The organism is Campylobacter jejuni (genome assembly GCF_001457695.1).
GTDB classification, from domain to species: domain Bacteria; phylum Campylobacterota; class Campylobacteria; order Campylobacterales; family Campylobacteraceae; genus Campylobacter_D; species Campylobacter_D jejuni.
On record NZ_LN831025.1, the window covers coordinates 1,109,003 to 1,135,794 of the forward strand.

Below are 26,792 nucleotides of genomic sequence, written 5' to 3' on the forward strand. Positions count from 1 at the left end.
GATTTAAAAATGAAAGAAATTAAGCTAAAAGAAGACTTGGAAAAAATTTATCCCTTGATAAAACAATTAAGAAATAACCTATCTTTGAAAGATTTTTTAGACAAAATCCAACTTGCTACACAAACTCAACATTATAAACTTTTTACCTATGAAAATGAGGGAAGCTACAAAGCAGCTTGTGGAGTCATGCCCTTTACTTTATCATAATCATTGTCTTTATATTTGTGATTTTGTCGTAGATGAAGCTTTAAGAGGAAAAGGTATAGGTCAAGCTTTTTTGAAAAAAATCCAAATTTGGGCAAAAGATCAAGGATATGAAGAATTAGAACTAAGTTCAAGTTTTTTTAGAACACAAGCTCATGAATTTTATATCCAAAAAATGGGTTTTGCAAAATCCGGTTTTGTTTTTAAGAAAAATATCAAACTATAATATTTTTTGATTAAGCTTTACATTTTATAATTAATATTATTATTTTTTGATTTTAAGGAATAAAATGAATTTTAAAGAACTAATTTCAAAACGCAGAGCTTGTAAACTTTTTAATGATAAAAAAATCAATGAAAAGGATTTGCATTTTATCTTAGAAAGTGGAGTCTTAGCCCCAAGCTCACATGGATTTGAGCCTTGGAAATTTGTAGTATTGGAACAAAAAGAACACAATCTTAAACTCTCAACTCTATGTTACAATCAACAAAATGTAGCAAGTGCGAGTCATAATATCATTTTTCTAGCAAGAAAAGATCTTCAAAGCAAAGATGAATTTGCACAAAAACAAGTGCGTCGTTTCTCAGATTCTAGCGAAGAAAATTTTCAAAAAATTTTAGAAATTTACACCCATAAAACCAATGCAATGAATGATAATGAACTCTATCATTACGCACAACTTCAATGCTATCTTGCTATGATGCAAATGTCACTAGCTGCAATGAGCTTAGGTATTGATTCTTGTATGATAGGTGGCTTTGAAAAAGCTAAAGTTGATGATTTTCTTAATTTAACTTATCCTTTTGAAACTGCTGTAATTTTATCCTTAGGATATAAAGCCTATGAACCAAAATATTCTACTCAACGCTTAAATTTTAATGAAGTCGTCGAATTTTACAAGGAAAAATAATGAAAAAAGAACTTGAAATTTTTAGCACAAGATATTCTTGTAGAAATTTTAAAAATGAAAAACTCAAAAAAGAGGATTTAAATTCTATTTTAGAAATAGCAAGATTAAGCCCAAGCTCCTTAGGACTGGAACCTTGGAAATTTATAGTAGTGCAAGATGAGAAAAGAAAAGAAGAACTTTCTAAAATTTGCAACCAGCAAAAACATGTAAAAGATTGCGCTGCGTTAATTATCATCATTTCAAGACTTGATTTTTTGGATTATTTTGAAGAAAAACTTAGAAAAAGAGATATGAGTGAAACAGAAATTCAAAAACGCTTAGATGCTTATATGCCTTTTTTAAAATCTCTAAATCAAGAAGAAAAAATATCTTATGCAAGAGAACAAGCTCATATAGCTCTAGCTAGCATACTTTACAGTGCTAATGCTTTAAATATAGCAAGTTGCACTATAGGTGGTTTTGATAAAGAAAAGCTTGATTCTTATTTATCACTTGATATTCAAAAAGAAAGATCAAGTTTGGTGGTAGCTTTAGGATATTGCAACGATGAAAAAAATCCTCAAAAAAATCGTTTTAGTTTTGATGAAGTTGTAAAATTTATTTAAATTTTGCTTTTAAGCAAAATTTAAATAAAAATAAACTGATTCTTTTTTTGTATTTTTACTAAGTCTTTGCTTAAATTTTATACAATTTTGATTATAATTTTACATTTAATTTCACAAGGCTTGTTATGAATTTACCCAATATCTTGGCGATTTTTAGAATGGTTTTAGCGCCTTTGCTATTTTTTTTATTAATTCATCATTTTGAAAATATTCATCAAAGTTGGATTAACTATTTTGCTGCTTTAACTTTTTCATTAGCGGCTTTAAGTGATTTTTTTGATGGATACATCGCAAGAACTTGGAAACAAACCACAAAACTGGGTGGAATCTTAGATCCATTAGCCGATAAAATGCTTGTTTTATCAGCTTTTTTAGGGCTTTTACTTACAGGAAAAGCTAATGAATGGGTAATTTATATTATATTAGTAAGGGAATTTTTTATCACAGGTTTTAGAGTTGTAATGATTAGCGAAAATTTAAATGTCAATGCTTCTTTTGCAGGCAAACTTAAAACCGCTTTTCAAATGACTGCGATAGGATTTTTAATCATGGAGTGGATAGGCGGTGAAATTCTACTTTACATAGCTTTGATTTTAACTCTTTATTCTGGATTTGAATACATCTATACTTATATAAAAGCTCAAAAAAAAGGAGAAAAATGAGATCTTTATTGCTTTTAATTGTTATTTTGATTTTGGGAATTAAATTTTATTCTATTGAATTTTTAGCAACTGTTTTAGTCATCTCATTTTTAATTTTCTTTCACGAATTAGGACATTTTTTAGCTGCAAGATCTTTGGGTGTAAAAGTTGAAGTCTTTAGCATAGGATTTGGAAAAAGTCTTATAGAGCGTGAATTTAAAGGCACGAACTATCGCTTAAGTGCTTTGCCACTTGGAGGATATGTTAAACTTAAAGGACAAGATGATATGCGTCCTGGTTTTGAAAATCTAGACAAAGATAGCTATAGCATTTTAAGTCCTTTAAAAAAGATTTATATTCTTTTTGCTGGACCATTTTTTAATCTAATTTTAGCTTTTTTTCTTTATATTATCATAGGAAATTTAGGTCTAAACAAACTTGCTCCGCAAATAGGAAACATAGCGCCAAACTCTGCTGCACAAGAAATAGGACTTCAAAAAAATGATACTATCTTAGAAATTAACGGTGTAAAAATTCAAAGCTTTGATGAAATTTCAAAGCATTTAAGTTTAGAGCCTTTGAAAATATTAATCGATAGAGAAGGAAAAAATTTAGAATTTACCCTAACTCCAAAAATAGGACAAGGATATAATGACTTTGGACAAATCGTTGAAAAACCTCAACTTGGAGTCAGTCCAAATGGGACAAGCACTCTTGTAAAACATCAAGGTTTAGAAAGTTTTAAATATGCCATACAAGAAAGTTTTCAAGCTTCTACACTCATCATCAAGGGTATAATAAAACTCATAAGTGGTGAAGTTGAAGCAAAAAATTTAGGCGGTATTATCACCATGACTGAAATTACCTCAAAGGCTGCACAAAATAGCTTTACTTTGCTTTTATTTATCACTGCTTTAATTTCTATAAATTTAGGCATTTTAAATCTTTTACCTATTCCTATGCTTGATGGAGGACATATACTTTTTAATCTTTATGAAATGATTTTTAGACGCAAGGTTCCACAGCGTGCTTTTGAATACTTAAGTTACGCAGGCATGGCAATACTTTTAAGCTTAATGCTCTTTGCAACTTATAATGATATATCAAGGATTGCAGGTGAATAAAAAATTTTCCTACCCTATTCCAAATTTTACTGATAGAAGAAAAAGTATCATCTTTTGGCGCTATTTACGTTTTCAAGCAAGAAAAATTCTATATTTTCCTCAAGTAAGGCTTCTAGAAAAAACGCTTAATGAAGAAAAAAATAAACATTTAAAAGACTTTTTCTCTCAAAGACCCTATGCTTGCTACAATGCTATAAGAAGATTTTGCGATAAAAGTTTTAAAGCAAATGAACGCGTTAAAACACTTATTTATGATGTTGATAAGGGACTTACTTGTTTTAAATTTCTTCCCGAAGAACAAATGATTTTTTCTTTTGATGAAGATTTTGAGCTTTTTTTAGGATATAACCATAATGTTTACGAAGAAGGTTTTTGGGCTTTTTCTTTAAAATTTAAAAAATACACTATTTCACAATGTAATTTTTGCTTTACTTTAGAAAATAATCTTCTACTTTCTTGCATACAAGGATATAAATACAAAGATTTTAATATTTTAGAAATTAATAAAATTTTAACTAAAAAATGTCATGGTTTGCGCCCTGTTGCTTTACTTATAGAATGCTCTAAGATGCTTTGTGAAATTTTAAAACTTCAAGCTACTTTAGGTGTACATGAAAAAAATCAAATCCGTTCTCAAAAAGGAAAAGAAAAAGGATATTTTGTAGATTATCAAAAAATTTGGCTAGAAAATGGTGGAGAATTAATAAAAATCGATAAACACAAATACTACAAGCTCCACCACTCGCAAAAAAACCTAGAAGAAATCCCTTCACAAAAACGCTCCATGTATAAAAAACGTTTTGCCATGCTTGAAAATATTAAACAAAATTTATTCCAAATTTTATCTAAATAATACTTTTTAAATATTCTACACTTTTCTCACAACCTTTTTTTGAAGTTTTAAAAGCCTCTCTAAGCATTCTTGAGATACTTCTTGAGGATAATAATACTGCATAGCTTTTAAATCTTCAAACAAAGATTTTTCTATCTTAAAAGCCCCTTTACCTAATTCTTTAACCCCGCCTGTTCCTTTTTCTCTTTTAAAAGTCGCACAATAAGGATAACATTGCTCTACATTAATACGGTCAAGTCCTTCTTTTTTAAGAATTTCTACACAAGTTTTAATGTCTAAATTTCCTTCTCCCAAAGGAACGCCGCAAACATATTCTACACCCTCTTCAATGAAAACTATATGATCCTTACAATGCGTGCTAAAAGTATATTTAGCCATGTCTTTGCAAGCTTTTATAGGATCTTCATAGGCCATCATGGAATTTCCAAAATCATATAAAAATCCTATTTTAGATGATTGATCAATTTCAACAAATCAAGCAAATCCTCTGAAGTTTGATACTCATGATTTTCTATAGCAAGTTTTAAATCATATTTTTCCAAAATCGGTATCAAAGCTTTTATTTTATCCTTTGTAGCTAAAAAATCTTCTTTATCGAATCTAGCAGTAATTTTAGAATCATCATAAGCCCCATCGCTAGCATGTTTAACCTTTTTATTTTTATCGGTTAAGGGCACATAAGAGCGTATAATTTTAGCACCTAAAATAGAAGCTACTTTAGCAATTTTTTCAAATTTATCCCTATTAAAACCCTTAGAGTCAATCTCACAATACATATTGTATTCATCCAATTTGGCTTTAATTTTTTTAAGATGATTTTCGTCATCGCTTCCTAAGCATCCCCATTCTTCATCCAAACCAAAATCTTTAATGATATTTATAATCACACCCTCACAGCCCAAATTTTTAGCAAAATCGATATAAGAAAATATATCCATCCTGCCATTTTGAAACCATAAATACATGCTTTCAGTTTCTAAACCTATTTTCATGATACCACTCCTTTTAATGCTTTTTTTCTAGCTATCATCTTAAGTAAAATCGTAGTTACAATCACACCACAAATAGCAAAAATCCCCATTAACGCAAAAACAATTTGATAGCTTAATAAACCTTTAAAACGATCGATCATAAAACCATAAAGTGCAAAACAAAAAAGTTGTGGAGAATAACCAAAAACACAAGCTATACTCATAGCAGCTCCACTAATTTCTCTAGGTACTTCTATCTCATCCACAGAGCAAAAAATGTTGCACGCATAGTAAAAACAAGAGCGGCAAAACCTAAGGTTAAACTCATACCAAAATAAATATTTAATTTCTCATGAGGCATAAAAACAAAAATTAATATGGCCAAGGCTGCTAAAATCAAAGCAAAACGCAAATATCTTGTTGAAGATTTAAAGGTTTTATCTGCTAAATATCCCCCATAAAAATGGTCAAAGATACCACCCAAATTTCAGGAGTTTTAATCGCTTTAATAACTCCATTCCAAGCGGCTTTGTTTTTACTGATTTCATTTCCTTGCTCATCTTGGGTATTAATTTTGTCATCTTCAAGTAGAAAATATGCCAAAATACCTGCTATAATCACACAAGCGCTATAAAATAATATAGCAGCCTTAAGTCCACCTGCGCCAGACCCTAAAAGTAAAAAAATTCCCAAAGCACTAAAAGCAACTATAGTATCTATAACACCACGTCCTGCTTCTAAAAATCCAAAAAGTCTTCCTTGTTGAGTAGAATCTCCAAGCAAGCGAATGGCTTTAAGCAAAACAGGCCAATACACAACTTCTCCAAATAAAGAAAGCAAACCCCAAGCTATTAAAATTCCATAAAAAGAAGGAAAAGTAGAAATATAAATTCCAACCAAACCCACACAAACCAATGAAAAAGGAATGAGTATTTTTTTAGAAAATCTATCTGCTATATAAATGGATGCAAAATTTCCCACCGTTTGCACTATGCCATAAACTGAGAGCGCGAGTCCAATTTGTGTATTGCTAAGATTCATAAATTCTTGCATAGGCACATAAAAGGCATCTTTTAAAGAGGAAAGTTTAAAAACAGTTCCTCCACCAATAACTAAAACGATAAAAGTAAACTAACGAATAGGTTTTGTACTATTCATATTTACCCTCCTTTTTTAACAATTCGCAACTTAAATTAATTATATCACGGATTAAGATAAAAGGTTTAAATTTCACCTTTAAATTATAAACAGGTAATTACAAAAAGTTACAACACTTATTGAAGTATAAATTAAGTATATTTTGATATAATTTAGTCTTGCTTTATGCAAAATCCTTGCTCATGAAAATGGGCTTTAATATCCATAAGGAGAAAAGATGAAACATTATGAGGTTTTATTTATCTTAAAACCAACACTTACCGAAGAGGAAGTGAATGCGAAGTTGGAATTTGTTAAAGAAGTCCTAACCAAAAATGGTGCAGAAATTGAAACTGTTGTTCCAATGGGCACTAGAAAATTAGCGTATAAAATCAAAAAATACGAAAGAGGAACTTATTTTGTGATTTATTTCAAAGCTCCTACAAACTTGATCGCTGAGCTTGAAAGGGTGTTAAGAATCACTGAAGAAGTAATAAGATTTTTAATCGTAAAATATGAAAATAAAAAAGAAATTGCAGCTTGGGAAAAACTAAGCCACGGGATTAAGCAATCTAAAAAAGAAATCAAACCTTTAGATGCTCCTGAAATTCAATAAGGAAAAAGATGTTTAACAAAGTTGTTTTGGTTGGAAATCTTACACGCGATATAGAAATGCGTTATGCACAAAGCGGTAGTGCTATTGGAGCTTCCGCTATAGCAGTAACAAGAAGATTTACCACAAATGGAGAAAAAAGAGAAGAAACTTGCTTTATTGATATAAGCTTTTATGGTCGCACCGCAGAAGTTGCAAACCAATACCTTACAAAAGGTTCAAAAGTACTCATAGAAGGACGTTTGAGATTTGAACAATGGAATGATCAAAATGGACAAAATCGCTCTAAGCATAGCATTCAAGTTGAAAATATGGAAATGCTTGGCGGCAATTCCAATGCTCCACAACAAGGTGGAAATTTTGGCAATAATAGCTTTTCAAACAACAATTATAGTGGAAACTATGAAAATCAAAGCTATGATCCTTATATGAGTGAAAATCAAAATTTTAATAAAGCAAAAGCAAACCCTGCTCCACAAAGAAACCAAAACCCACAACACGAAGAAAAATTAAAAGAAATTGATATCGATGCTTATGATAGCGATGATACTAATTTACCATTTTAAAGGATAAACTATGGCAGAAAAAAGAAAATACTCTCGCAAATATTGCAAATACACTGAAGCAAAAGTTGAATTTATTGATTATAAAGATACAGCAATGTTAAAACATGCTTTATCTGAAAGATTTAAAATCATGCCACGCCGTTTAACAGGTACAAGCAAAAAATACCAAGAAATGGTAGAAGTTGCAATCAAACGTGCAAGACATGTAGCTCTTATCCCTTATATAGTAGATAGAAAAGAAGTAATCAATAATCCTTTTGAAGGACTATAATCTTTTAAAAGCAAACTTGTAAAAAGTTTGCTTTCTTATACATTTATTCTCAAAATAAAATTAAACCAAAGTATATTCTAAAACATCACTAAAAGTATCAACAGCAATGATTTCCATATTGTCTCTAACCTCACTAGGAATATCTTTTAAATCCCTTTCGTAATTTTTTCTTGGGATTAAAGCTGTTTTTATATCTGCTTTATAAGCTGCAATTAATTTTTCTTTTAATCCGCCTATTGGTAAAACTTTTCCTTTTAAATCTATTTCACCTGTCATTGCAACATCTGCTTTAACCTTTTTATCACTAAAAATAGAAGCAATAGCTGTGCTTATCGTAATGCCTGCACTTGGGCCATCTTTTGGAGTAGCTCCATCTGGCACATGTATATGAATATTATAACTATCATAAACATTAACTTTAGGATCGATAATTATTTTTTTAGGTATTTTTATTTTTCCTTCATCGATTAAAACTTTTATCATGCTAAAAGCAATTCTAGCTGATTCTTTCATTACATCACCCAAACTTCCCGTGAGCGTTAATTCTCCTTTACCTTTAATTTTTACAGCCTCTACTTTTAAAACATCTCCACCTACACTTGTCCAAGCCAAACCATTAACCTGACCTACTTGATTTTCTCCATTATTTTTTTCTATTTCAAAAACTTTTTTATCTAAAAATTCATTCAAATTTTTTGTATTAATAATGACTTTTTTAATATTTTCTAAAAGTAGTTTTTTAGCACTCTTACGACACAACTCTGCCACTTTGCGACGCAAATTTCTGACTCCTGATTCACGAGTATAATCACTAATGATTAGCTCTATAGTTTCATCATCAATAGATAATTCATTGGATTTTAAGCCATGTTTTTTAAGCTCATCTGGAATTAAATATTTTTTCATTATATGAAATTTTTCACTTGGAGTATAAGAGCTAAGTTCTATAAATTCCATTCTATCTCTTAAAGGTGCAGGAATATTGCTAATATCATTTGCCGTTGCTATAAAAATGACTTTACTTAAATCAATATTAAAATTTAAATAATAATCCCTAAATTTAGAATTTTGCTCTGGATCTAAAATTTCTAAAAGCACCGCACTTGGATCGCCTCTAAAACTGCGATTTAATTTATCAATTTCATCCAATACAATTACAGGATTAATTTGTTTTGCCTCTATGAGTCCTTGGGTAATACGTCCAGGCATAGCGCCTATATAAGTTCTACGATGACCACGTAGCTCATTAACATCTTCAAGTCCGCCTAAGGCTATGCGAATAAGCTCTCTTTTTAAAGCTTTTGAAACAGAATTTGCCAGTGAAGTTTTACCCACGCCAGGAGGTCCATAAAGACAAAGTATAACTTTAGCACCATCTTTTTCTGCTATTTTTCTTTTTTCTAAAAGTTCCCTAACTGCAAAATATTCTTCTATGCGTTCTTTTGGTTTGTTTAATGCATAATGATCATGGTTGAGCTGTTTTGAAACTTCTTTAATATCAAGTTTTTTCTTAGAAATTTTTTCAAAAGGAATATCTAATGCTGTTTCTATGTAAGTTTGAATCATCGATGCTTCGGAATTATCTTGATGAATGCGTTCGAATTTTTCAATTTGTTTTTTGATTTCTTTATAAGCGTCTTCGTGCATAAATTTCTTCTTTAACTCCAGACGCTTTTGATACTCTCTAACCTCATCTTCTTTTTGTGTGTCAGAACCAAGCTCTTTTTGAATTTGTCTTAATTGTTCTTTTAAAAAATATTCTTTATTTACCTTATCAATACGAGAATGTACTTTATTTTTAATTTCTTTTTGAATTTTATTGGCTTCTATTTCTTGGGCAATTAAATCTATTAATTTTACTAATTTTTGCTCAAGATCTGTTAAAACAAAAAACTCATAAGCAACTTGTTTTTTAATACGCACAGTATTTAAAATCAAATCACAAATCCTAGACGCATCAAAACCTTCTTCAATTGTTCTTAAAAGATCTGGAGAAAAATAATGACTAATATTTGCCAAATTTTTTACCTTCTCTTTTAAAACTTCAAGAAGCGCTTCTTTTTTAGTTCCTTCTAAAAAGTCTTCTTTTATAAGTTCTATCTTGGCTTCTAAAGGTTTATTAGAAATTTGCTCTATAATTTTACCCTTAGCATATCCTTGAAAAAGTATTTTCACCCTTCCATCGGGTAAAGGAACTTTTCGCATGATAGTCCCAATCACTCCGCAATTATAAATTTCATCAAAATTTCTTCCATTTTCCAACCTTGAAGGTGCAACAAAAAGCATGCTATCATTTTTAATCGCAAGATCTAAAGCTTTCATATTGGATGAATCGTTAATAAAAATAGGAGTTATCATAAAAGGATATAAAAATAATTCATCTTCAACCAATACTGGTAAATTTGCTGGATAATTTTGTATCTCTTCAATCTGCATTTATTTTCCTTGTTTATTAAAATCTTTCAAATATACTTCTATACCAAGGGAGCTCAGGTTTGATAATACTTTGCTGATAAAATTCACTTTCTTGAAGTCTTTGTTTATAAATTTGCACACTTTCATCATGCCCTATGCGCTGGTATAGATTTTCTATAGTACTATTAAGATAAAAAACCGCTAAATTAAATTTTGTAAGCATTGTTTGAACCAAAGGTTCATATTCTGTATAAGGATAATCTTTCAAAAAAGTATCTATTTCTTTTTGGCTTTCAAGCATTAAAGCCTGATTACGATTTGGCACTGCAAATGCATCAAATTTTGCTTTAATTTTAAGATAACGAATATAATCAGCATTGCGTGAATTTCCAAATTTTTTATTATATTCATCTAAATAAAATTCAGCTAACTTATATTCCTCTTCATCCATATGAGCTTGTGCTAAAATAATTAAAGTAGTTTCCAATAAAGGATCGGCAACGTGCTCACTTGCCATACCATTATAATGATCATCGGCTTTTTCCAAATCCTTGTCCTGTAAATCTTTAATAATTTGTTTATACCACTCACTAGCACTAAGATTGTATAAACCTTCATCATTTTTCGTACTACACGCATTAAAAAAAACACTTAAAAAAACCAATAAAAAAATACCCTTTTTCATGCTTCACCTTGATTTATATTCTCAAAAATCTATATTTTAACGATTTTATAATTATGTTCTTCTAAAATTATAATAAAATTAATTAAATAATTTAAAATTTTGGAATGATTATTGCTTATTTTATGTTAAAATATTAAACATTATAACTTGAGGAGAAAACATGACCCTAGCTGTTAAATGCCCTATCTTAGGTTTTGAAGAAACCAAAAATATGGAATTTTCAACTATCGATGAAGTATTTGTAAGACTTAAAAGTCTTGATGGTAAAGACTTTTCTTTTGTTTTAATTAATCCTTATTTGATTAGACCTGATTATGAATTTGATATACCAACTTATTATCAAGAGCTTCTTTCTTTAACACCTGAATCTAATATGAAAATTTTTAATATAGTAGCCATAGCAAAAAGCATTGAAGAATCGACAGTGAATTTTCTAGCTCCAGTAGTCATTAATCTTGATAATAATACTATGGTACAAGTGATACTAGATACAGTTAATTATCCGGACTTTTTTCAAGCTGATCAAATTGCTAATTATATTAAAAAATAATGCTCTATATACTTGCAAATGGAGCTATGGCAACAGCCTTAGCCTATGGATTAAAAGATGATTATGAAATTTGTATAGTAGGAAGAAGTATAGAAAAACTTCAAGCCCTCACCAAAGAAGGCTTTAAAACCTTACTTTACAAAGATTTTAACATAGAAGGTAAAGATGTTATTTTAGCATTTAAACCCTATGCTTTAGAAAATATTGCTCAAGTGCTAAAAGGACAAGCACGTATCTTAATCTCTGTTTTAGCCAATGTTGATTTTGAAAAACTACAAACCATCAAAGCTCAAAATTATGTCAGAATAATGCCCAATACAGCAGCTAAATATAAGGCTTCAACCACACCATATATACTTAAAAACTCTCATTTTGAAAATGAAATTTTAGACATTTTAAAAACTTTTGGCTCGGCTTATAAGTTAGATAATGAAATACAAATGAATGCAGCTATGGCGATTAGCGGTTGCGCTCCTGCTTTTTTAGCACTTATAGCAGAAAGTATTGCTAATGCTGGAGTTTATGAAGGTTTGTCAAAAGAACTTAGTCTCAATCTTACGTGCTCTTTATTTAAAAGCTCTAGTGCTTTACTAGAACATGAACATCCAGCTATTATCAAAGAAAATATTTGCTCCCCTGGCGGAGTTACAATAAAAGGCATAAAAATACTCGAACAAAAAGGAATTCGCGGAAGTTTTTTTGAAGCCATAAATGCTAGCAGCGCTAAATGAAAAAGGCTTTCATACTTATAGAAAGTATTAGTGCTATAACGATCATATCTTTAATTTTCATTGGCATTTTTTATTACTATACTCAACTTTACAAAAACTATGAAAATTTAAATATTTTTGAAAGACTCTATAAACTTCAAGAAGAATTATATGAAAAGCCCATTTTTAAAACCATCATACTTCAAACTTCAGCCTTAAAACCTATAGTTTTACAAGAACAGTTTGTTAATGATGGTATATTTCAATTTCAAAAATTATACTTTCAAGATCAAAATTATAGCGTTTATTTTAAAGAATGAGCAAAGCTTTTACACTTTTTGAACTTATAATATCACTAATACTTTTTACTTTTATAACTAGCTTACTTTCAAAACCTTTAATGGATTTTTATCATTTAAATTTCACTGCTTTACATACAAACAATCTTATCACTCAAGCACATTTAAACTTGCTTAAAATAGAAAAATTAATACAAAATTGTATTAATATTACATTTTCACAAAATACATTAAAATGTCTTTTAAAAGATGAGTTAATTAGCCTAAAAGATAATAAACTTTATCTTATTAATTCTGCTCTTATTTTAGAAAATAATCATACACTTTATTCACCTCATTCTGATTTTAAAGCACAACTCCAAAATAGAAAAGATTTATATAATGACAATGAGCATATTGGCTATGCTTATAAAATTAATAAGATTGAAAAAATATCTATCTTGGAAAATGGTATATCTGTAAATTTTACAGGTAGTTTTATTCCTTTGCAAGCTCAAATAGTTATCAAATTGCAAAATGGAGAACTTATATATGAAATAAAGCCAAAATTTAACGAACAATTAAGCCAACAAGGATTGATTTCTAAAAACATAAGCTCATTTAACCTGCAAAACAATAAATTAAAAATTTGCCTAAAAAGACAAACAAAATATTGCCTTGAAAAAAGAATTTTACTATGAAAAAAGCTTATGTTTTAATTTGGACAATTTTTTTAATACTACTAATAAGTCTATGGATGAGCTTGACCTTAAACATATCCAGCTATACTCCAAAAATAATCCAAGATAGTTATTACTACCTTCAAGCTCAAATTTTAAGTCACAATGCAACACAATTTTCTAAATATTTTTTATATCAAGCAAAGCAAGAAAATAAAGAATGTTTAGATAATATATATTTTAATTACACAAAAGCTTTGATTAAAATAAAATATTTTTATCCTATTGCACAATGTGTTAATTTTAAATTTTCCAACTTCAATCCCGATGCAAATTTAAGCAAAGATGGCGTTATCATAGCCCACATTAGTATTGCTTTAAATCGTGATAAAAATGTCAATGATGAAATTTTACTCACAAAAAGCATTATTATTTATCCCAAAGAAAATTTTTGGAATTTAAAAAATTAAACCAAAGTCTTAGCAAGCTTAACACACTCTAAAAGACTTTGATTTTCGCATATATAAAGATTTTTAAAATTTAAAAGCTTCTTTGCTGTACTTTGCCCTATAACCACAACCTTATCTTCTTCTTTTAAGCTATAAAATTTTAAAAAATTTTCCACACTTAAAGGAGAGACAAATATAAAAATAGCAGGATAAGTAAGTTTTTTGTCACCTTTTTTAAAAACATTTTCATAAACAATCACTTCATCTAAATCCACACCTGCATTTTTAAGATCCAAATTTAAAGTTGAAACAATATTTTTAGCCCTCAAATACAAACATTTTTGCGTTTTTAATTCCTCTTTAAATTCAAAAAAAAGATCTTTTCCGTAAGCCTTTGATGGAATTTTAATCTTTTTAAAACCTAAATTTTTAGCGTATTGAGCTGTACTTTGTCCTACAGCGTATAAATTGAGTTTGAAATTTAAAGTGATTTTTGCATGTTGTAAAGCTTTTAAAGCATTTTTTGAAGTACAGATTAAAGCATCATACAAACTCAAATCTATACTAAAATCATAAAAAACAATCTCATTTAAAATAAGATTTTCCACCCCTTTAAAAGGAGTTTCATTTAAGAGATAAATTTTCATAGATTTTACACTTTAACTCTTTAGCTGCCAAAAAAGCATCTTTAGCATCCATGATCGCCCTAACCACAGCCACGCCGCTTAAATTTATACCCTTTAACTCATCAAGCACTGCTTTATCAACCCCTCCTATAGCTACAACCCCTATAGGACTTTTATCACAAATTTGACTTAAAAGCTCAAGGCTTAAAAGCGAACTTTCTTTAGTAGGCGTTGCCTTAATAGCTCCACAACCTAGATAATTTGCTCCTTGTATGAACTCAAGTTGTTCTAGTTTTTTAAGGCTTAGGCCTATGATTTTTTCATCTCCTAAAAGCTTTCTAGCTAGTTTTACTTCTAAATCTTCCTGCCCTAAATGCACCCCATCAGCATCTAAGGCTAAAGCTATATCCACCCTATCGTTAATCAAAAAAGGTATTTTATAAGCCTTGCAAAGTTTTTGCACCTTTAAACCTAGTTTATAAAATTCTCTTGCATTAAGCTCTTTTTCACGAAGTTGTATGATACTTACTCCGCCTTTTATAGCATTTTCTAAAGTATTTAAAAAACACTCCTCGCTTTTATTTCCCTGAGAGGCAACTAGATAAAGACTAAGATCTAATTTATTTTTCATCTAAAAACTTGAAAAAATGATTTGTAGGACCACAACCTTTTCCAAGATTGAGTGAATAATAAATCGCATTTCTTACATATTCTTTAGCTTCACTAACGGCATGAAATAAATCCTTGCCCTTAGCTAAATTACTAGCAATAGCCGAAGAAAGCGTACAACCTGTACCGTGAGTATTTTTAGTTTCTATGCGTTCGCCTTTTAAAATATAAATTTCTTTTCCATCATAAAGCACATCATTGGCATTTATTTCACTATGTCCGCCTTTAAGTAAAACTGCCTTAGCCCCCAAGCTGCATAAATGCTTAGCTGCTTTTATCATCTGCTCTTCATTAGCGATCTTAAAACCGCATAAAAACTCTGCTTCAGGAATATTAGGCGTAAGAATGTCTGCAAATTTTACTATGGTTTGCTTGAAAAAATCACAATTTTCTTGCGGCATTAAAGCATAGCCATTTTTAGCAAACATTACAGGATCGATCACTATGTTTTGAGGTTTAAACTCGCTTAAATTTTTAGCTACACAGCTCATTAATTCACAAGAACCTATCATTCCGATTTTAGTTGCCTTTGGCACTATATCTTCAAATACGGCAAGCATTTGTTCATCTACGCTTTGAGTAGGTATATCGTGTACAGAAATCACCCTTGCGGTATTTTCAGCTACTACACTTAAAACCACACTCATACCAAAAAGATTGTGCGCACTAAAGGTTTTAAGATCGGCTTGTATCCCCGCTCCACCACTACAATCGCTTCCTGCTATAGTTAAAACAGGTATAAGTTCGCTTCCTTTTGCTTTCATAAATCTTCCTTTAAAATTTTAATCCATTCTTCACCCTTAGGGCTTAATTTTTGTCCTTTAAAACTCTGTTTTGCAAAAGCTACAATCAAAGCATGAAAAATTTGATAAAGTTCATAAAGTTCGCATTTTCTCCCTAAAATTTTACACAAATTTTCTTGCTCACTCTCTATACTACTTTGAAAAAATTCTCTTAATTCTTCATAATTTTCAAACTCATAACCTAAGTGAAAAGCCAAACGCAAGCTATAACTATCTACAACCAAAATCTCTCTTTTGCAAAGATAGTTTAATATCCCATCAACACTTTCAAAACCCAAACCTTTGATATTTAAAAGCCATTTTCTGCTTACATTTGTTTTAAAATTTTCTAAATTTTCATAAGTGTTTATGATACTTTCTACTAAGCCTTTTAAACGCTTGGCTTTGGTATTATAAAACCCGCTAGGCTTAATTAAAGTTGCAAGTTCTAAATTGGATAAAGTATTAATTTGTTCTAAACTTGCAATATTTTCCTTTTTTAAATTTTCTAAAGCTTTTAAGACATTTTTCCAATTTGTATTTTGAGTTAAAATCACAGAAATTAAAAGCTCAAATTCACTCAATCCTTGATTTTCAAGCCAATCAAAATCATGATAATTTAAATCTAAATTTAAAAACTTGGTAAAAATTTGTGCTCCAGTCATTTAAAATTCTCCTTAAAAGCCAAATAAAATTGCTTTGCAGTACGACCACTTCTACTTGCTCTTAGATTAGCAAATTCTTTAGCTTTAGCGTGTAAAAGCTCTTTATCACAAGAATAATCTTTAAAATAAAAATCTATCATCTTTAAATACTCTTCTAAATTTCCCTGATAAAAACTTAACCACAAACCAAATCTATCACTCAAGCTTAATCTTTCTTCAGCGGCATCACTTAAATGAAGTTCTGTATGTGCAATTTGCGTATCAAGATTATCAGCAATGCTTTCACTTAATAAATGCCTACGATTTGAACTCGCATAAATAATTACATTATTTGGGGCTTTTTCTATGCTTCCTTCAAGTAAAGGTTTTAAAAATTTATAACTATCATCTCCCTTCTCAAAAGAAAAATCATCACAAAAAAGTATAAATTTAAAATTTTCTAATCTGATTTCATCGATGATATCTGCCAAGGCAAATAAATCTTCTTTATTTAATTCGACAAGTCTTAAGCCCTGTTCTTTAAATTCATTAAATATAGCTTTAATTAAACTTGATTTTCCAGTGCCCTTGGATCCCCATAAAAGTGCGTGATTTGCCCCTTTATTTTGAATAAAATTTAAAGTATTTTCATAAAGTGCTTTTTTTTGACTTTCCATAGCTACTAAATCTTTTAAAGTGATAGGATCGATTTCAAAAATAGGCTTTAAATAATCTTTTCTTGCTCTATAAATTGCTGCATAAGTTTTATTCCAATCCATTTTAAGCCTTTCTTAAATGCGTTAAAATTGCCTCTAAAATATCATCATCATCTTTGCTTTTTGCCTTGATGAGTTCTTTTTCATCATTTAAAGCAATAAATTGAATATTTTGCTCATAGTTGCTAATACTTTTAAATTTATTTAAAGCTAAAATTTTAATAGTAATCAAAGATAAAAATTGCTTAGTATAAATGTCAAGTTTTCCAAAGCGATCTTCAATTTCACCTTCGATCTCATAAACCTCATGAACTTGCTCACACTTGCTAAGTCTTCTATAAAGTTCTAATCTTAAGCGATCTTCGCTGATAAGTTCGCTGTTTAAAAAGGCATTAACATTGAGTTTTAAATCAAGTTTATTTTCTTTTTGATCCACTTCATTTTTACTTAAAGCATTAAGTTCATCTTCTAACATTTTAAGATATAAACTATATCCAATTTGCTCGATATGTCCACTTTGATCCACGCCTAATAAATTTCCACCGCCACGAATTTCAAGATCATGATAAGCCAAAATAGAACCTGCACCTAAAAAAGAATTACTTTCTAAGGAAACAAGACGCTTTAAGGCATCTTTTGTGATAGCATTTTTATCTTCGATTAAAAAATAACAATAGCCTTGCTTATCACTTCTTCCCACACGCCCACGCAATTGGTGTAAATCAGCCATACCAAAACGATCGCTTTTTTCTACTATAATAGTATTTGCATTGGGCAAATCAATCCCACTTTCTACGATAGAAGTACTTAAAAGCAAATCATATTCTTTATTTTCAAATTTTAACATTTCTTCTTCTTGCACCTTAGCATCAATTTTAGAATGTAAAATCAAAATACGCAAAGTAGAAAAAAGTTCTAATAAATGCTTTTTACACTGCTCTATGCTTGCAATATGATTATGAATATAAAAAATTTGTCCGCCGCGTCTTAACTCTCTTGCTATAGCTTCTTTTAAAAGCGCGTCATCATTTTCTTTAACAAAAGTTCTTACATCCATCCTATCTTCTGGTGGAGTTTGCAAAACACTATAAGATTTTATAGAACTTAAAGCTTGATTTAAGCTTCTTGGTATAGGGGTTGCTGACATGGATAAAATATGTGAATTTTGAGTGATTTCTTTAAGCTTTTCTTTTTGCTTCACTCCAAATTTATGCTCTTCATCAATAATAACAAGGGCTAAATTTTCACATTCTACACTTAAAAGCACATGAGTTCCTACAACTACACAAGCTTTATTTTCTTTTAAATTTTGTAAAACTTGTTTTTTTTCTGCACTACTTGTAAAGCGATCAAGTTTAAAAACCTTTATATCAAAAGGATCAAAACGCTTTTTTAAGGTTTTATAATGCTGATGAGAAAGCAAAGTTGTAGGCGCAAATAAAAATGCACAAAATCCACTTTTAACTACTGGATAAATAGCATTCATAGCGACTTCTGTTTTTCCAAAACCCACATCACCGCTTAAAAGCCTATCCATGACTTTTCCACTTTGAAAATCTTGCAAAATTTCATGACAGGCTTTATCTTGATCACTTGTATAAACAAAACCCGCACTAGCTATAAAATCAGTCTGTCTATTTAAATCCACTGTAATTTTTTTTGCTTGCACCAAAGATCTTTTAGCCGCCATAATAACAATTTCAGAAGCTATGGCTAAAAGTTTAGTCTTTAATTTTTCTTTAAGTTTAATAAAGCTTGTTTTACCTAGTTTATCTAAGCTTGGAATAGATCCACTCACGCCCAAATATTTATCAATCAAATAAAGATTTTCCACTGGTAATAAAAGCTTGTCAGAATTTTGATACTCTATAGCAACAAACTCTTTTTTTGCTCCGCTTATCACTATCATCTCAAGACCTAAAAATTTACCTACCCCATAATCTTCGTGTACTATATAATCCCCATTTTTAAGCTCATCTATAATCAAACTAGCTTTTTTTCTTGTTTTTTGTTTTTTGTTTTGATTTAAAGAAATGATTAGCTCTTCAGGACTAATAAGATTAAGCCTTAAATCACTTTTTACAAAATGGATATTTTGAGTATCTTCAAGCTCTAAAGCTTTAAATAAAGCTTCGTTTTTAGCTAAAAGTGTGATTTTTTTATTTTTATGAAATTCAAAAAAATCTTTATTATAAGAACTTTGTAATTCTTTAAATTTTTTAGCTTGAGGTAAAATTTTTGCATTCACAAAACTTATATCTTTTTCATATTCATTAATATCAAACTTTTCACAAGCTAAAAAATCAAGTTCTAAATAATCAAAAAAATCATCAATACACCAAAACCCTAAAGAATTGATATCATGTATTAAAGTATCGCTTTGAAAATCTTCTAATTTGTCCTTAAAAATTTCATAATTTTCTTTGTCAAAATATTTTAAAAAAGGACAAATTTCAAAATGTTCTAGTTCGTTAGGAATAGACTTTTGACTTTGCAAATCAAAATATCTTATACTTTCAATCTCTTCGCCAAAAAGCAAAATTCTAATAGGATTTTCTTCATTGATACAAAAAATATCAATAATATCCGCACGAATTGAAATTTCACCTTTATCCTGAACTATATCTACAAATTCGTATCCCAATCTTGAAATTTCATCTTCAAAACATTTCAAATCAAAATTTTGTTTTTTATCGATATGATAATTTTGCAAATGTTTTTTTGAAGGAAGTTTTTTTAAAACAGTATTTAAAGGAGAAATAAGGATTTTTTTTTCTTCTTCTTTATGATAAGCATTTAAAATCTTACAAAGATCAAAAAGTTCTTTAGAAAAAGCCCTTAAATCATCTCCAAACTGCGCTCTAAAATCAGGTAAAACAAAGGTTTTTAAACCCTTAAATCGTGAAACTTGAGCGAGTAAATCTGCTTGTTTTTCATCTTTACAAAGAAAAAGTTCACAAATTTTTGGATTTTGTAAGTATTCATAAAATGAAGCTTGCATTATTCTTCGTTGTTATTTTCAATAAGTTTGATAGTATCTTCTTTAATTTTACTAGTTCCATTAAAGCGACCGCCATTTTCTATAGAAATTTTTTGCGTTGAAATATCGCCATTAACAACTCCGCCCGCTAAAATTTCTAAACTATTGGCCTCAAGTTGCCCTTCAAAACACCCATTTACTACAATTTTATCTGCTTGTAATTCACCTTTTAAATTTCCATTTTTTCCGATAACCACAATGCTTTCAGAATGAATAATACCACTTAACTCTCCATCAACATGAAGCATAGAAGCAAAATAAAATTTACCCTCAATTCTCGCACCTGAAGAAATTACTGTTGTTTCTGAGCTAGAGCTGGATGTTGGGCTGATACCGCCTTTATTAAAGATTGCCATGGAACTCTCCTTTCTTGATTAAAAAAATCATTCATATTTTTTCTTTGCAAATTTAAAAAATACAAAGGTTCTAAAGTTTTATTAATAAACCTTACCTCATAGTGCAAATGCGGCCCCGTAGAAAGACCCGTATTGCCACTATAACCTATCAACTGCCCTTTATTAACAAATTGACCTGCTTTGACCACTTCTTTGCGCATCATATGAGCAAATACTGTTTTAAAACCAAAATTATGCAATAAAATTACATTATAGCCATAGCCATTATCGCTATAACCTGAAAATTCCACTACTCCACTTGCTGGTGCATAAATAGGAGTACCAATTTCTGCTCTTAAATCAATACCAGGATGAAATTCCCTTCTTTTTAAAAGCGGATGCTCTCTCCAGCCAAAATTTCCTGTAATGCCTTTATTTTCAATAGGCCATCCATTAGGAATTTGCCCCAAAATTCCAAGTTGCTGCTCATTGGTAAGCTGAAGATTATCAAGTCTTGCACTAATTGTAAGATTATTTTCTGCTTCTAAGCCCAAAGCCTCTTCAAAAGAAGCTATTTTATCTTCTATAGCTGCATACTGCTGAGTTTTTTCTTCTATGCTTTTTTGCATTTGCGAATTAGATAATTCCAATTCTTTGCTTTTTTTCAAAAGCTCCTCACGCTTTTCACTGATATCACTAAGTTTGCTATCGAGATATTTGATATAAAAACCACTAAAAACTAAAAATAAAACAATAAAAGCAATAATATAAAAAACTATTTTTTTGATTATTTGATTTAAATAAAAATGTCTTGAACCGTTAATATCTGTAATGGTAATAGTGAATTTATTTTTTACCACACCACTCCTTTAAAAAATTTTCTACCAGCATAAAAGAACCAAAAACTAGATTTTTTTTATTCTCTTCTAATTTTACAAATTCTTTACATTGTATGCCTAGCTTTGATGCAATACTATAAATTTCATCATCGGCCAGCTTTCGTTCTGCACTTTTATATTTATATATTTGTATTGTATCAATAATAGGCTTTAATGTATTTAAAATTTGAAAAATATCCTTATCCAAATAAGCATTATAAATAAGATTTATTTTTTCTCCTTGAAATTTATCAAGCATGGCCTTAGCAGCCATGGGATTATGACCCACATCAACAAAAAAATTTGGAGAAATTTCTTGGCATCTTCCTTGTAAATTTAACTCTTGTAACTTTTTTAAAGCTTCTAAGGTTTTGTCTTGCGAAGTTAAAATTTCACAAGCCTTTAATGCAAGCTTTAAATTATGCTTTAAAAAATAAGGTAAAACAAACTTTTTACAATAAATCTCAAATTTTTCTTTCAAAAAAGGATTTAAGGAGGAAACTTGCAAATTAGCTTTTTTTAAAAAAGCAATTTTTTTTGCTAAATTTAAAACATTTTGCTCTTGCTCATCACTTATAAGTGCTATAGGTGCCATAACTTTAAGCTTGGTTCTTGCAATATCTTCTAAAGAATTGCCCAAAATTTGAATATGGTCAAATCCAATTCTTGTAAAAATACTCATCCTTCTTTCAAAAACAGAAGTAGCATCATATTCTCCACCCACTCCTGCTTCTAAAACAATGAAATCGCATTTTTGAAATAAAATCATAGCTAAAAAAGTAGCATATTCGAAATAACTTAATTTTTGCAAGTCTTGTTTAAAAATTTCTTCAAGTCTTATATGAGCTTGTTCTAATTCTTCATCATTCGCAATCTTACCATCAAGATAAAATCTTTCATTAAAACTGAAAATGTGCGGGCTAGTATAATGCCCTATTTTATAATTTAAATTTTCTAAAAGTTGGGTTAAATATCTACCCGTGCTACCTTTACCATTTGTGCCTATAAGTTGGATTATGGGAATATTTTTAAAATATTTCTTATATTTTTCATACATTCTAAACATCAAAAAACGATCAATTTTATCGTAATTTATACTTTTTTGAGCTAAAAAATTCTCAACTTTCATTATGTTGTTCATTAACCGCTGCAATTTGCTTTATTAACTCATCTAAAATATTAATACTTGGCTTACTTTGCTTATCAAGATAAGCCACGTGAATTTTAGGAGTTATAATATCTTGCTTATAAATAAATCTAAAATTTTCTATAGTTTTAAGATTTGTATTTACAAGCTGTGTAATTTCATCTTTGCTTTTTCCTGGCGAAACAATCAAATAACTCTTTTCATCTATCATCCACAGTTCATCAAATTCACTACAAGAATCTTTTAAAATTTTTTTAAATCGAACAAAAATTTCATTCAAACTTCCCATACCATATTTTTCCATAATGAAACGGTAATTTACTATAGAAAATAAAGCTAAAGAATAATTAACTTTATACTTATTAAAATTTTCATCCATTTTATCAAGCTCTTTAAGAACACTCCAAGCCTCTCTCTCTTCTAAGCTTTGCGTGAATTCAATTTGATTATTTAAAGATGTAATTTTTTCTCCAAGTTGTTTAAATTTTAGTTTTAAATCCTCAAAACTAAGTTTTACTTCCCCATTTTCATCTGGTTTTAAGGTATTGATAAAATCCATATTTTTTTCATTCGATTTATTAAGTAAGACAAGCAATTCATAGATTTTTTTTAGATTATCATTAAAAAAATTTAAATTTTTTTGGACATACATATTATCAACCATTATACGATGATTTATAAATTCCATTAGTTCATTTTTAAAATTTTCTTCGCCTATTACAAAAGGCTTTTGTGTTAAATTTTGTATAAAACCTTGAATTTTTAAATCTTCTACCAATGAAGGATTTAAACCCAAGCATAATAATTCACTAAAGTGCTCATAACTACGCTCTTCAAGCTTGACTAAGAGTTTTTTAATCACGCTATCATAATCATCATATTTACTAATGCCATATTTACGAGCTTGTTCTTCTAAGTCATTTTCATCATAATTTCTTTCAAGCTCTTTCCATTTTTTAGTAAGCAAGTAAATACTTTCACTATCCATAGTTTTAGAAATTCTAATCGAAGTCACCTTAGCCAAATCTCTTATCTTTTTATCCTTACTTATTTGCAAAGTTTTAGATATGGTATATAAAAAATCAAAAAATTCACTAAATTGTTTTCCGCTTTGTCTATTTAAAACAGAAATTAAAAAACTAATTAGTTCTTCTAAACTTCTTATAGTTTTAGAATTTAATTCTTGTTGATAAATCGGCAAAAGCAAGGTTTTGTATTTGTCAAGTTTAGCTTTATTTGAGCTTGTGATACCATATTTTAAAGATAATTCTTCAAAAATTTCCGTATAATTTTCAGGAGTTGGTTTTAGTTTTCTTTCTTTTAATGCAATTAAAGTTTGCTTTGCTATTTCATTAGTATTTGGAATCACGTTTTTGCCCTTTAATAGCAATTACGGAAATAAACTCATCAAATGCCTCGCTTGAAGCTGCTCGAATAGCCTCATACCTTGCAGAATCACTAATAATACTATTTGGAGAAATTTCAAAATTATAACTTCCACTTGTACTAAAAGCCTGACTTGAACCATCTTTAAAGACAACATTAAAATCTAAATTTAATTTAGCTTTATAACTAATAACATAGCCATTTTTATCATAAGCTAAAGGAATAAATTCTAAATTATTCATTTTAACATTAATTACATCATCTGCCTCGTGTTTTAAAGCAAGTTTACGCCCTAATTTTGAAATTACCATTTCTTTTAAAGTATCGGCAACATAGATACTATTTTTTGGGTCTTGTTGACTTAATTCAACATTAACATAAACCTTCTCATCGAAAATATTATTAGCGATTTTTGATATAGGAATATATCCACAAGCGCCTAAAAATAAACCTATACAAAAAATTAAAATCTTTTTCATTTAATCACTAGATTAACTAGCTTTCCTTCCACATAAATTTCTTTAACTATACTCTTACCTTCAAGCCATTTAGCAGTATTTTCTTTTGCAAAAGCTAAAATTTCTTCTTTACTCGCACTACTTGAAATTTCAAATTCAGCCCTTTTTTTACCATTAATACTTACAGCTAAATTTAAAGTATCTTTTACAAAAACCTCTTCTTTGAGTTCTAATTTTTTGAAATTTTTACATTTAAAAAGCTCCTCGCTAAGCTCAAAACAAACATGAGGAATAATAGGCTCTAAGATATTTAAAATAATATAAAAAGCCTCTTGCTCCAAAGCTTCATTTTTACAAAGTGCTAAAGCATTTAAAGCTTCCATGCAAGCTGCAATTAAAGTATTGAAAGCAAAACTTTGATGATAAACTTCAAAAGATTTTTTCAAAGCTTCATATACCTTTAATCTTGCATATTTTTCTTCTTTGTTTAAATTTTCTTGTTTTAATTCTACAAGCTCACCTTTTTTAACATTTTGCGCCCTATCATAGAGTTTGCAAATAAATCTATAAGCCCCTTCAACCGCATCATCATTCCATTCAAGCTCTTTAGCCGGAGGCGCAGCAAAAAGTATAAAAAGTCTTGCGGTATCAGCACCGTATTTTTCTATAATCTTATCAGGATCTACAACATTGCCTTTTGATTTTGACATTTTAGCACCATCTTTTAACACCATACCCTGAGTTAAAAGTCTATCAAAAGGTTCATTTTGTGTTAAATAACCCAAATCTCTTAAAGCTTTTTGGAAAAATCTCGCATAAAGTAAATGCAAGATTGCATGTTCAATACCACCTATATATTGATCCACACTCATCCAATACTTTACACTTTTTTCATCTAAAGCTTTTTCCTGCCAAGTTTTCTCATCACTTGCAAAACGTGCAAAATACCAAGAACTTTCAAAAAAAGTATCTAAAGTATCACTTTCTTTTTGAGCCTCTTTGCCACATTTGGGACAAATACAATTTTTCCAAGTTGGATGTTTATCAAGTGGATTACCCTCACCTGTAATTTGCACATCTTCAGGTAGGGTAATAGGTAAATTTTCTAGTTTTTGAGGCACTATACCACAAATTTGACATTTAATCATAGGAATAGGCGCACCCCAATATCTTTGGCGTGAAACACCCCAATCACGAATTTTAAAATTTACAACCCTTTTTCCTATATTTTTAGCTTCAAACTGAGAAATGATTTTTAATCTTGCTTCATTACAATCAAGATTATCAAATTCTTGACTATTAATTAATTTTCCTAATTTTTGCATATAAGGTAAATTTTCTTGAGTTTGAATAACTTGTTTGATGGCAAGATTATATTTTGTTGCAAATTCAAAATCTCTTTCATCATGAGCTGGAACAGCCATAACCGCTCCGCTACCATAATCAGCCAAGACAAAATTAGCCACCCATAAAGGAATTTTTTCTCCGCTTAAAGGATGAATGGCATAAATTCCTAAAAAATAACCTTCTTTTTCAGAACTTTGTCTTTCTCTTGGGCTTTGATTTTGAATAACTTTGATTTTATTTAATACATCTTGATTTAATAAATTTTGCGAAAGCAAATTTTGAACAATTTTATGTTCTGGAGCTAAAGCGATATACGAAACTCCATAAATTGTATCTGCTCTTGTAGTAAAAACTTCTAAAGAACTTTCTTTGGTTTTTTGCTTGCTTTCTTCGTCTAAATTTAAAGAAAATTCCAAACCTTCGCTTTTACCAATCCAATTTTCTTGCATAGTTAAAACTTGATTAGGCCATTTATCTTTTAATTCTTCTAAATCTTTTAAAAGTTCCTCAGCATAAGCAGTGATTTTTACATAATAACCTGGCATTTTTTTCTGCACCACTTCATGACCACAACGCCAACATTTTCCGTCTTCAACTTGCTCATTAGCCAAAACCGTTTGATCTTGCTCACACCAATTTACATTTGCTTCTTTAGTGTAAATCAAACCTTTTTCAAACATCTTAATAAAAAATTCTTGCTCAAATTTTGTATAAAGTGGATCTGAAGTAGCAAGCATTCTTTTTTTAGAAAAAGAAAAACCTAAAGAAAAAAGTTCTTTTTTCATATAAGCTATATTTTCATAAGTCCATGACTTAGGATGAATTTTATGTTTAATAGCTGCATTTTCAGCAGGCATACCAAAACTATCAAAACCTATAGGATGTAAAACATTAAAACCTATCTTGCGATAATATCTTGCTAAAGCGTCACCTATAGTATAATTTCTTACATGCCCCATGTGAATGCGTCCGCTAGGATAAGGGAACATCGATAAAATATATTTTTTAGGCAAATTTAAATCATCTTTTGGCTCAAAATATTCATTTTCATCCCAAATTTTTTGCCATTTTTTTTCTATTAAACTTGCTTCATAAGCCATA

At 29.5% G+C, this 26,792-nt stretch carries 29 protein-coding genes and 2 pseudogenes; 14 read left to right on the forward strand and 17 right to left on the reverse strand.

What is annotated here, in order from left to right:
* Positions 1 to 9: 9 nt before the first annotated feature.
* The 6 genes and pseudogenes from AT682_RS05670 to AT682_RS05695 all read left to right on the forward strand — a co-directional run bounded on the left by AT682_RS05670 (position 10) and on the right by AT682_RS05695 (position 4,338).
* Positions 10 to 430: pseudogene (locus AT682_RS05670) on the forward strand (GNAT family N-acetyltransferase).
* A gap of 64 nt (positions 431 to 494) precedes the next feature.
* Positions 495 to 1,115: an NAD(P)H-dependent oxidoreductase gene (locus AT682_RS05675; RefSeq protein WP_002882617.1), complete on the forward strand. Its 621-nt coding sequence runs from the start codon at positions 495 to 497 to the stop codon at positions 1,113 to 1,115.
* Positions 1,115 to 1,720: an NAD(P)H-dependent oxidoreductase gene (locus tag AT682_RS05680; protein ID WP_002882616.1), complete on the forward strand. Its 606-nt coding sequence runs from the start codon at positions 1,115 to 1,117 to the stop codon at positions 1,718 to 1,720. Before AT682_RS05675 ends, AT682_RS05680 begins: the two co-directional genes overlap by 1 nt.
* A 125-nt stretch (positions 1,721 to 1,845) precedes the next feature.
* Positions 1,846 to 2,382: a CDP-diacylglycerol--glycerol-3-phosphate 3-phosphatidyltransferase gene (pgsA, locus tag AT682_RS05685; RefSeq protein ID WP_002882615.1), complete on the forward strand. Its 537-nt coding sequence runs from the start codon at positions 1,846 to 1,848 to the stop codon at positions 2,380 to 2,382.
* The gene (gene rseP / locus AT682_RS05690) at positions 2,379 to 3,485 is read left to right on the forward strand and encodes an RIP metalloprotease RseP (RefSeq protein WP_002812870.1); all 1,107 of its coding nucleotides are present in this window, start codon (positions 2,379 to 2,381) and stop codon (positions 3,483 to 3,485) included. Before pgsA ends, rseP begins: the two co-directional genes overlap by 4 nt.
* Positions 3,478 to 4,338, forward strand: coding sequence for a VirK family antimicrobial peptide resistance protein (locus tag AT682_RS05695; RefSeq protein WP_002882614.1), 861 nt, complete (start codon positions 3,478 to 3,480; stop codon positions 4,336 to 4,338). The genes rseP and AT682_RS05695 overlap by 8 nt, the downstream gene beginning before the upstream one ends.
* Before the next feature lie 15 nt (positions 4,339 to 4,353).
* On the opposite strand, the gene AT682_RS09620 is transcribed toward AT682_RS05695, so the two are convergent.
* The 3 genes and pseudogenes from AT682_RS09620 to AT682_RS10020 form a co-directional block, all read right to left on the reverse strand.
* Positions 4,354 to 4,755 (reverse strand): IolE/MocC family protein, encoded by a 402-nt coding sequence (locus AT682_RS09620; protein WP_172669976.1) that lies wholly within the window; start codon positions 4,753 to 4,755, stop codon positions 4,354 to 4,356.
* A gap of 26 nt (positions 4,756 to 4,781) precedes the next feature.
* Complete coding sequence (locus AT682_RS09625; RefSeq protein ID WP_172669975.1) at positions 4,782 to 5,330, reverse strand: sugar phosphate isomerase/epimerase family protein; 549 nt, start codon at positions 5,328 to 5,330, stop codon at positions 4,782 to 4,784.
* Positions 5,327 to 6,431, reverse strand: a pseudogene (locus tag AT682_RS10020) (MFS transporter). Before AT682_RS10020 ends, AT682_RS09625 begins: the two are co-directional and overlap by 4 nt.
* 253 nt (positions 6,432 to 6,684) lie before the next feature.
* Between AT682_RS10020 and rpsF the strand changes: the two are divergent.
* The 3 genes from rpsF to rpsR are packed head-to-tail and all read left to right on the forward strand — an operon-like array spanning position 6,685 to position 7,896.
* Positions 6,685 to 7,062: a 30S ribosomal protein S6 gene (gene rpsF, locus AT682_RS05710; RefSeq protein ID WP_002812868.1), complete on the forward strand. Its 378-nt coding sequence runs from the start codon at positions 6,685 to 6,687 to the stop codon at positions 7,060 to 7,062.
* An 8-nt stretch (positions 7,063 to 7,070) separates the two neighbouring features.
* Positions 7,071 to 7,625: a single-stranded DNA-binding protein gene (ssb, locus tag AT682_RS05715; protein WP_002882609.1), complete on the forward strand. Its 555-nt coding sequence runs from the start codon at positions 7,071 to 7,073 to the stop codon at positions 7,623 to 7,625.
* 10 nt (positions 7,626 to 7,635) lie between these two features.
* Positions 7,636 to 7,896 (forward strand): 30S ribosomal protein S18, encoded by a 261-nt coding sequence (rpsR, locus tag AT682_RS05720; protein ID WP_002853032.1) that lies wholly within the window; start codon positions 7,636 to 7,638, stop codon positions 7,894 to 7,896.
* Between the two features lie 60 nt (positions 7,897 to 7,956).
* Here rpsR and lon read toward each other — a convergent pair whose 3' ends face one another.
* Positions 7,957 to 10,332, reverse strand: a complete 2,376-nt coding sequence (lon, locus tag AT682_RS05725) for an endopeptidase La (protein ID WP_002866098.1) — start codon at positions 10,330 to 10,332, stop codon at positions 7,957 to 7,959.
* Between the two features lie 16 nt (positions 10,333 to 10,348).
* Positions 10,349 to 10,996: an outer membrane protein assembly factor BamD gene (gene bamD, locus AT682_RS05730; RefSeq protein ID WP_002882608.1), complete on the reverse strand. Its 648-nt coding sequence runs from the start codon at positions 10,994 to 10,996 to the stop codon at positions 10,349 to 10,351.
* Positions 10,997 to 11,156: 160 nt separating this feature from the next.
* Between bamD and fliW the strand changes: the two genes are divergently transcribed.
* The 5 genes from fliW to AT682_RS05755 are packed head-to-tail and all read left to right on the forward strand — an operon-like array spanning position 11,157 to position 13,684.
* The gene (fliW, locus tag AT682_RS05735) at positions 11,157 to 11,546 is read left to right on the forward strand and encodes a flagellar assembly protein FliW (protein ID WP_002852982.1); all 390 of its coding nucleotides are present in this window, start codon (positions 11,157 to 11,159) and stop codon (positions 11,544 to 11,546) included.
* Positions 11,546 to 12,277, forward strand: a complete 732-nt coding sequence (proC, locus tag AT682_RS05740) for a pyrroline-5-carboxylate reductase (RefSeq protein ID WP_002882606.1) — start codon at positions 11,546 to 11,548, stop codon at positions 12,275 to 12,277. Before fliW ends, proC begins: the two co-directional genes overlap by 1 nt.
* Positions 12,274 to 12,576, forward strand: coding sequence for a transformation system protein (locus AT682_RS05745; RefSeq protein WP_002855822.1), 303 nt, complete (start codon positions 12,274 to 12,276; stop codon positions 12,574 to 12,576). The genes proC and AT682_RS05745 overlap by 4 nt, the downstream gene beginning before the upstream one ends.
* Positions 12,573 to 13,235, forward strand: a complete 663-nt coding sequence (locus AT682_RS05750) for a hypothetical protein (RefSeq protein WP_002882605.1) — start codon at positions 12,573 to 12,575, stop codon at positions 13,233 to 13,235. Before AT682_RS05745 ends, AT682_RS05750 begins: the two co-directional genes overlap by 4 nt.
* Positions 13,232 to 13,684, forward strand: a complete 453-nt coding sequence (locus tag AT682_RS05755) for a hypothetical protein (RefSeq protein WP_002859148.1) — start codon at positions 13,232 to 13,234, stop codon at positions 13,682 to 13,684. Before AT682_RS05750 ends, AT682_RS05755 begins: the two co-directional genes overlap by 4 nt.
* Here AT682_RS05755 and hemD read toward each other — a convergent pair.
* Genes hemD through leuS form a run of 12 tightly spaced genes read right to left on the reverse strand, consistent with a single transcriptional unit; the run spans position 13,681 to position 26,791 of the window.
* Positions 13,681 to 14,310, reverse strand: a complete 630-nt coding sequence (gene hemD, locus AT682_RS05760) for a uroporphyrinogen-III synthase (RefSeq protein ID WP_002882604.1) — start codon at positions 14,308 to 14,310, stop codon at positions 13,681 to 13,683. The two genes, AT682_RS05755 and hemD, sit on opposite strands and share 4 nt — an antisense overlap.
* A complete protein-coding gene (thiE, locus tag AT682_RS05765; RefSeq protein ID WP_002882603.1) occupies positions 14,288 to 14,920 on the reverse strand; it encodes a thiamine phosphate synthase in 633 nt (210 codons plus the stop codon). The genes hemD and thiE overlap by 23 nt, the downstream gene beginning before the upstream one ends.
* Positions 14,910 to 15,722: a bifunctional hydroxymethylpyrimidine kinase/phosphomethylpyrimidine kinase gene (thiD, locus tag AT682_RS05770; RefSeq protein WP_002882602.1), complete on the reverse strand. Its 813-nt coding sequence runs from the start codon at positions 15,720 to 15,722 to the stop codon at positions 14,910 to 14,912. The genes thiE and thiD overlap by 11 nt, the downstream gene beginning before the upstream one ends.
* On the reverse strand, positions 15,719 to 16,405 hold the full coding sequence (locus tag AT682_RS05775) for an endonuclease III domain-containing protein (protein ID WP_002882601.1): 687 nt from the start codon (positions 16,403 to 16,405) through the stop codon (positions 15,719 to 15,721). Before AT682_RS05775 ends, thiD begins: the two co-directional genes overlap by 4 nt.
* Complete coding sequence (locus tag AT682_RS05780) at positions 16,402 to 17,163, reverse strand: ATP-binding protein (protein WP_002882600.1); 762 nt, start codon at positions 17,161 to 17,163, stop codon at positions 16,402 to 16,404. Before AT682_RS05780 ends, AT682_RS05775 begins: the two co-directional genes overlap by 4 nt.
* Position 17,164: 1 nt before the next feature.
* Positions 17,165 to 20,101, reverse strand: a complete 2,937-nt coding sequence (gene mfd / locus AT682_RS05785) for a transcription-repair coupling factor (RefSeq protein WP_002882599.1) — start codon at positions 20,099 to 20,101, stop codon at positions 17,165 to 17,167.
* Entirely contained in the window at positions 20,101 to 20,496 is a 396-nt protein-coding gene (locus tag AT682_RS05790) for a bactofilin family protein (protein WP_002859143.1), read from the reverse strand. The genes mfd and AT682_RS05790 overlap by 1 nt, the downstream gene beginning before the upstream one ends.
* Entirely contained in the window at positions 20,433 to 21,335 is a 903-nt protein-coding gene (pgp4, locus tag AT682_RS05795; RefSeq protein ID WP_002852904.1) for a peptidoglycan metallopeptidase Pgp4, read from the reverse strand. The genes AT682_RS05790 and pgp4 overlap by 64 nt, the downstream gene beginning before the upstream one ends.
* Positions 21,322 to 22,506 (reverse strand): folylpolyglutamate synthase/dihydrofolate synthase family protein, encoded by a 1,185-nt coding sequence (gene folC / locus AT682_RS05800; protein WP_079263866.1) that lies wholly within the window; start codon positions 22,504 to 22,506, stop codon positions 21,322 to 21,324. The genes pgp4 and folC overlap by 14 nt, the downstream gene beginning before the upstream one ends.
* Positions 22,472 to 23,869 (reverse strand): hypothetical protein, encoded by a 1,398-nt coding sequence (locus tag AT682_RS05805; RefSeq protein WP_002858150.1) that lies wholly within the window; start codon positions 23,867 to 23,869, stop codon positions 22,472 to 22,474. Before AT682_RS05805 ends, folC begins: the two co-directional genes overlap by 35 nt.
* Positions 23,853 to 24,365, reverse strand: coding sequence for an LPS assembly lipoprotein LptE (gene lptE / locus AT682_RS05810; protein ID WP_002882597.1), 513 nt, complete (start codon positions 24,363 to 24,365; stop codon positions 23,853 to 23,855). Before lptE ends, AT682_RS05805 begins: the two co-directional genes overlap by 17 nt.
* Positions 24,362 to 26,791, reverse strand: coding sequence for a leucine--tRNA ligase (leuS, locus tag AT682_RS05815; protein WP_002882595.1), 2,430 nt, complete (start codon positions 26,789 to 26,791; stop codon positions 24,362 to 24,364). Before leuS ends, lptE begins: the two co-directional genes overlap by 4 nt.
* Between the last annotated feature and the right edge of the window lies 1 nt (position 26,792).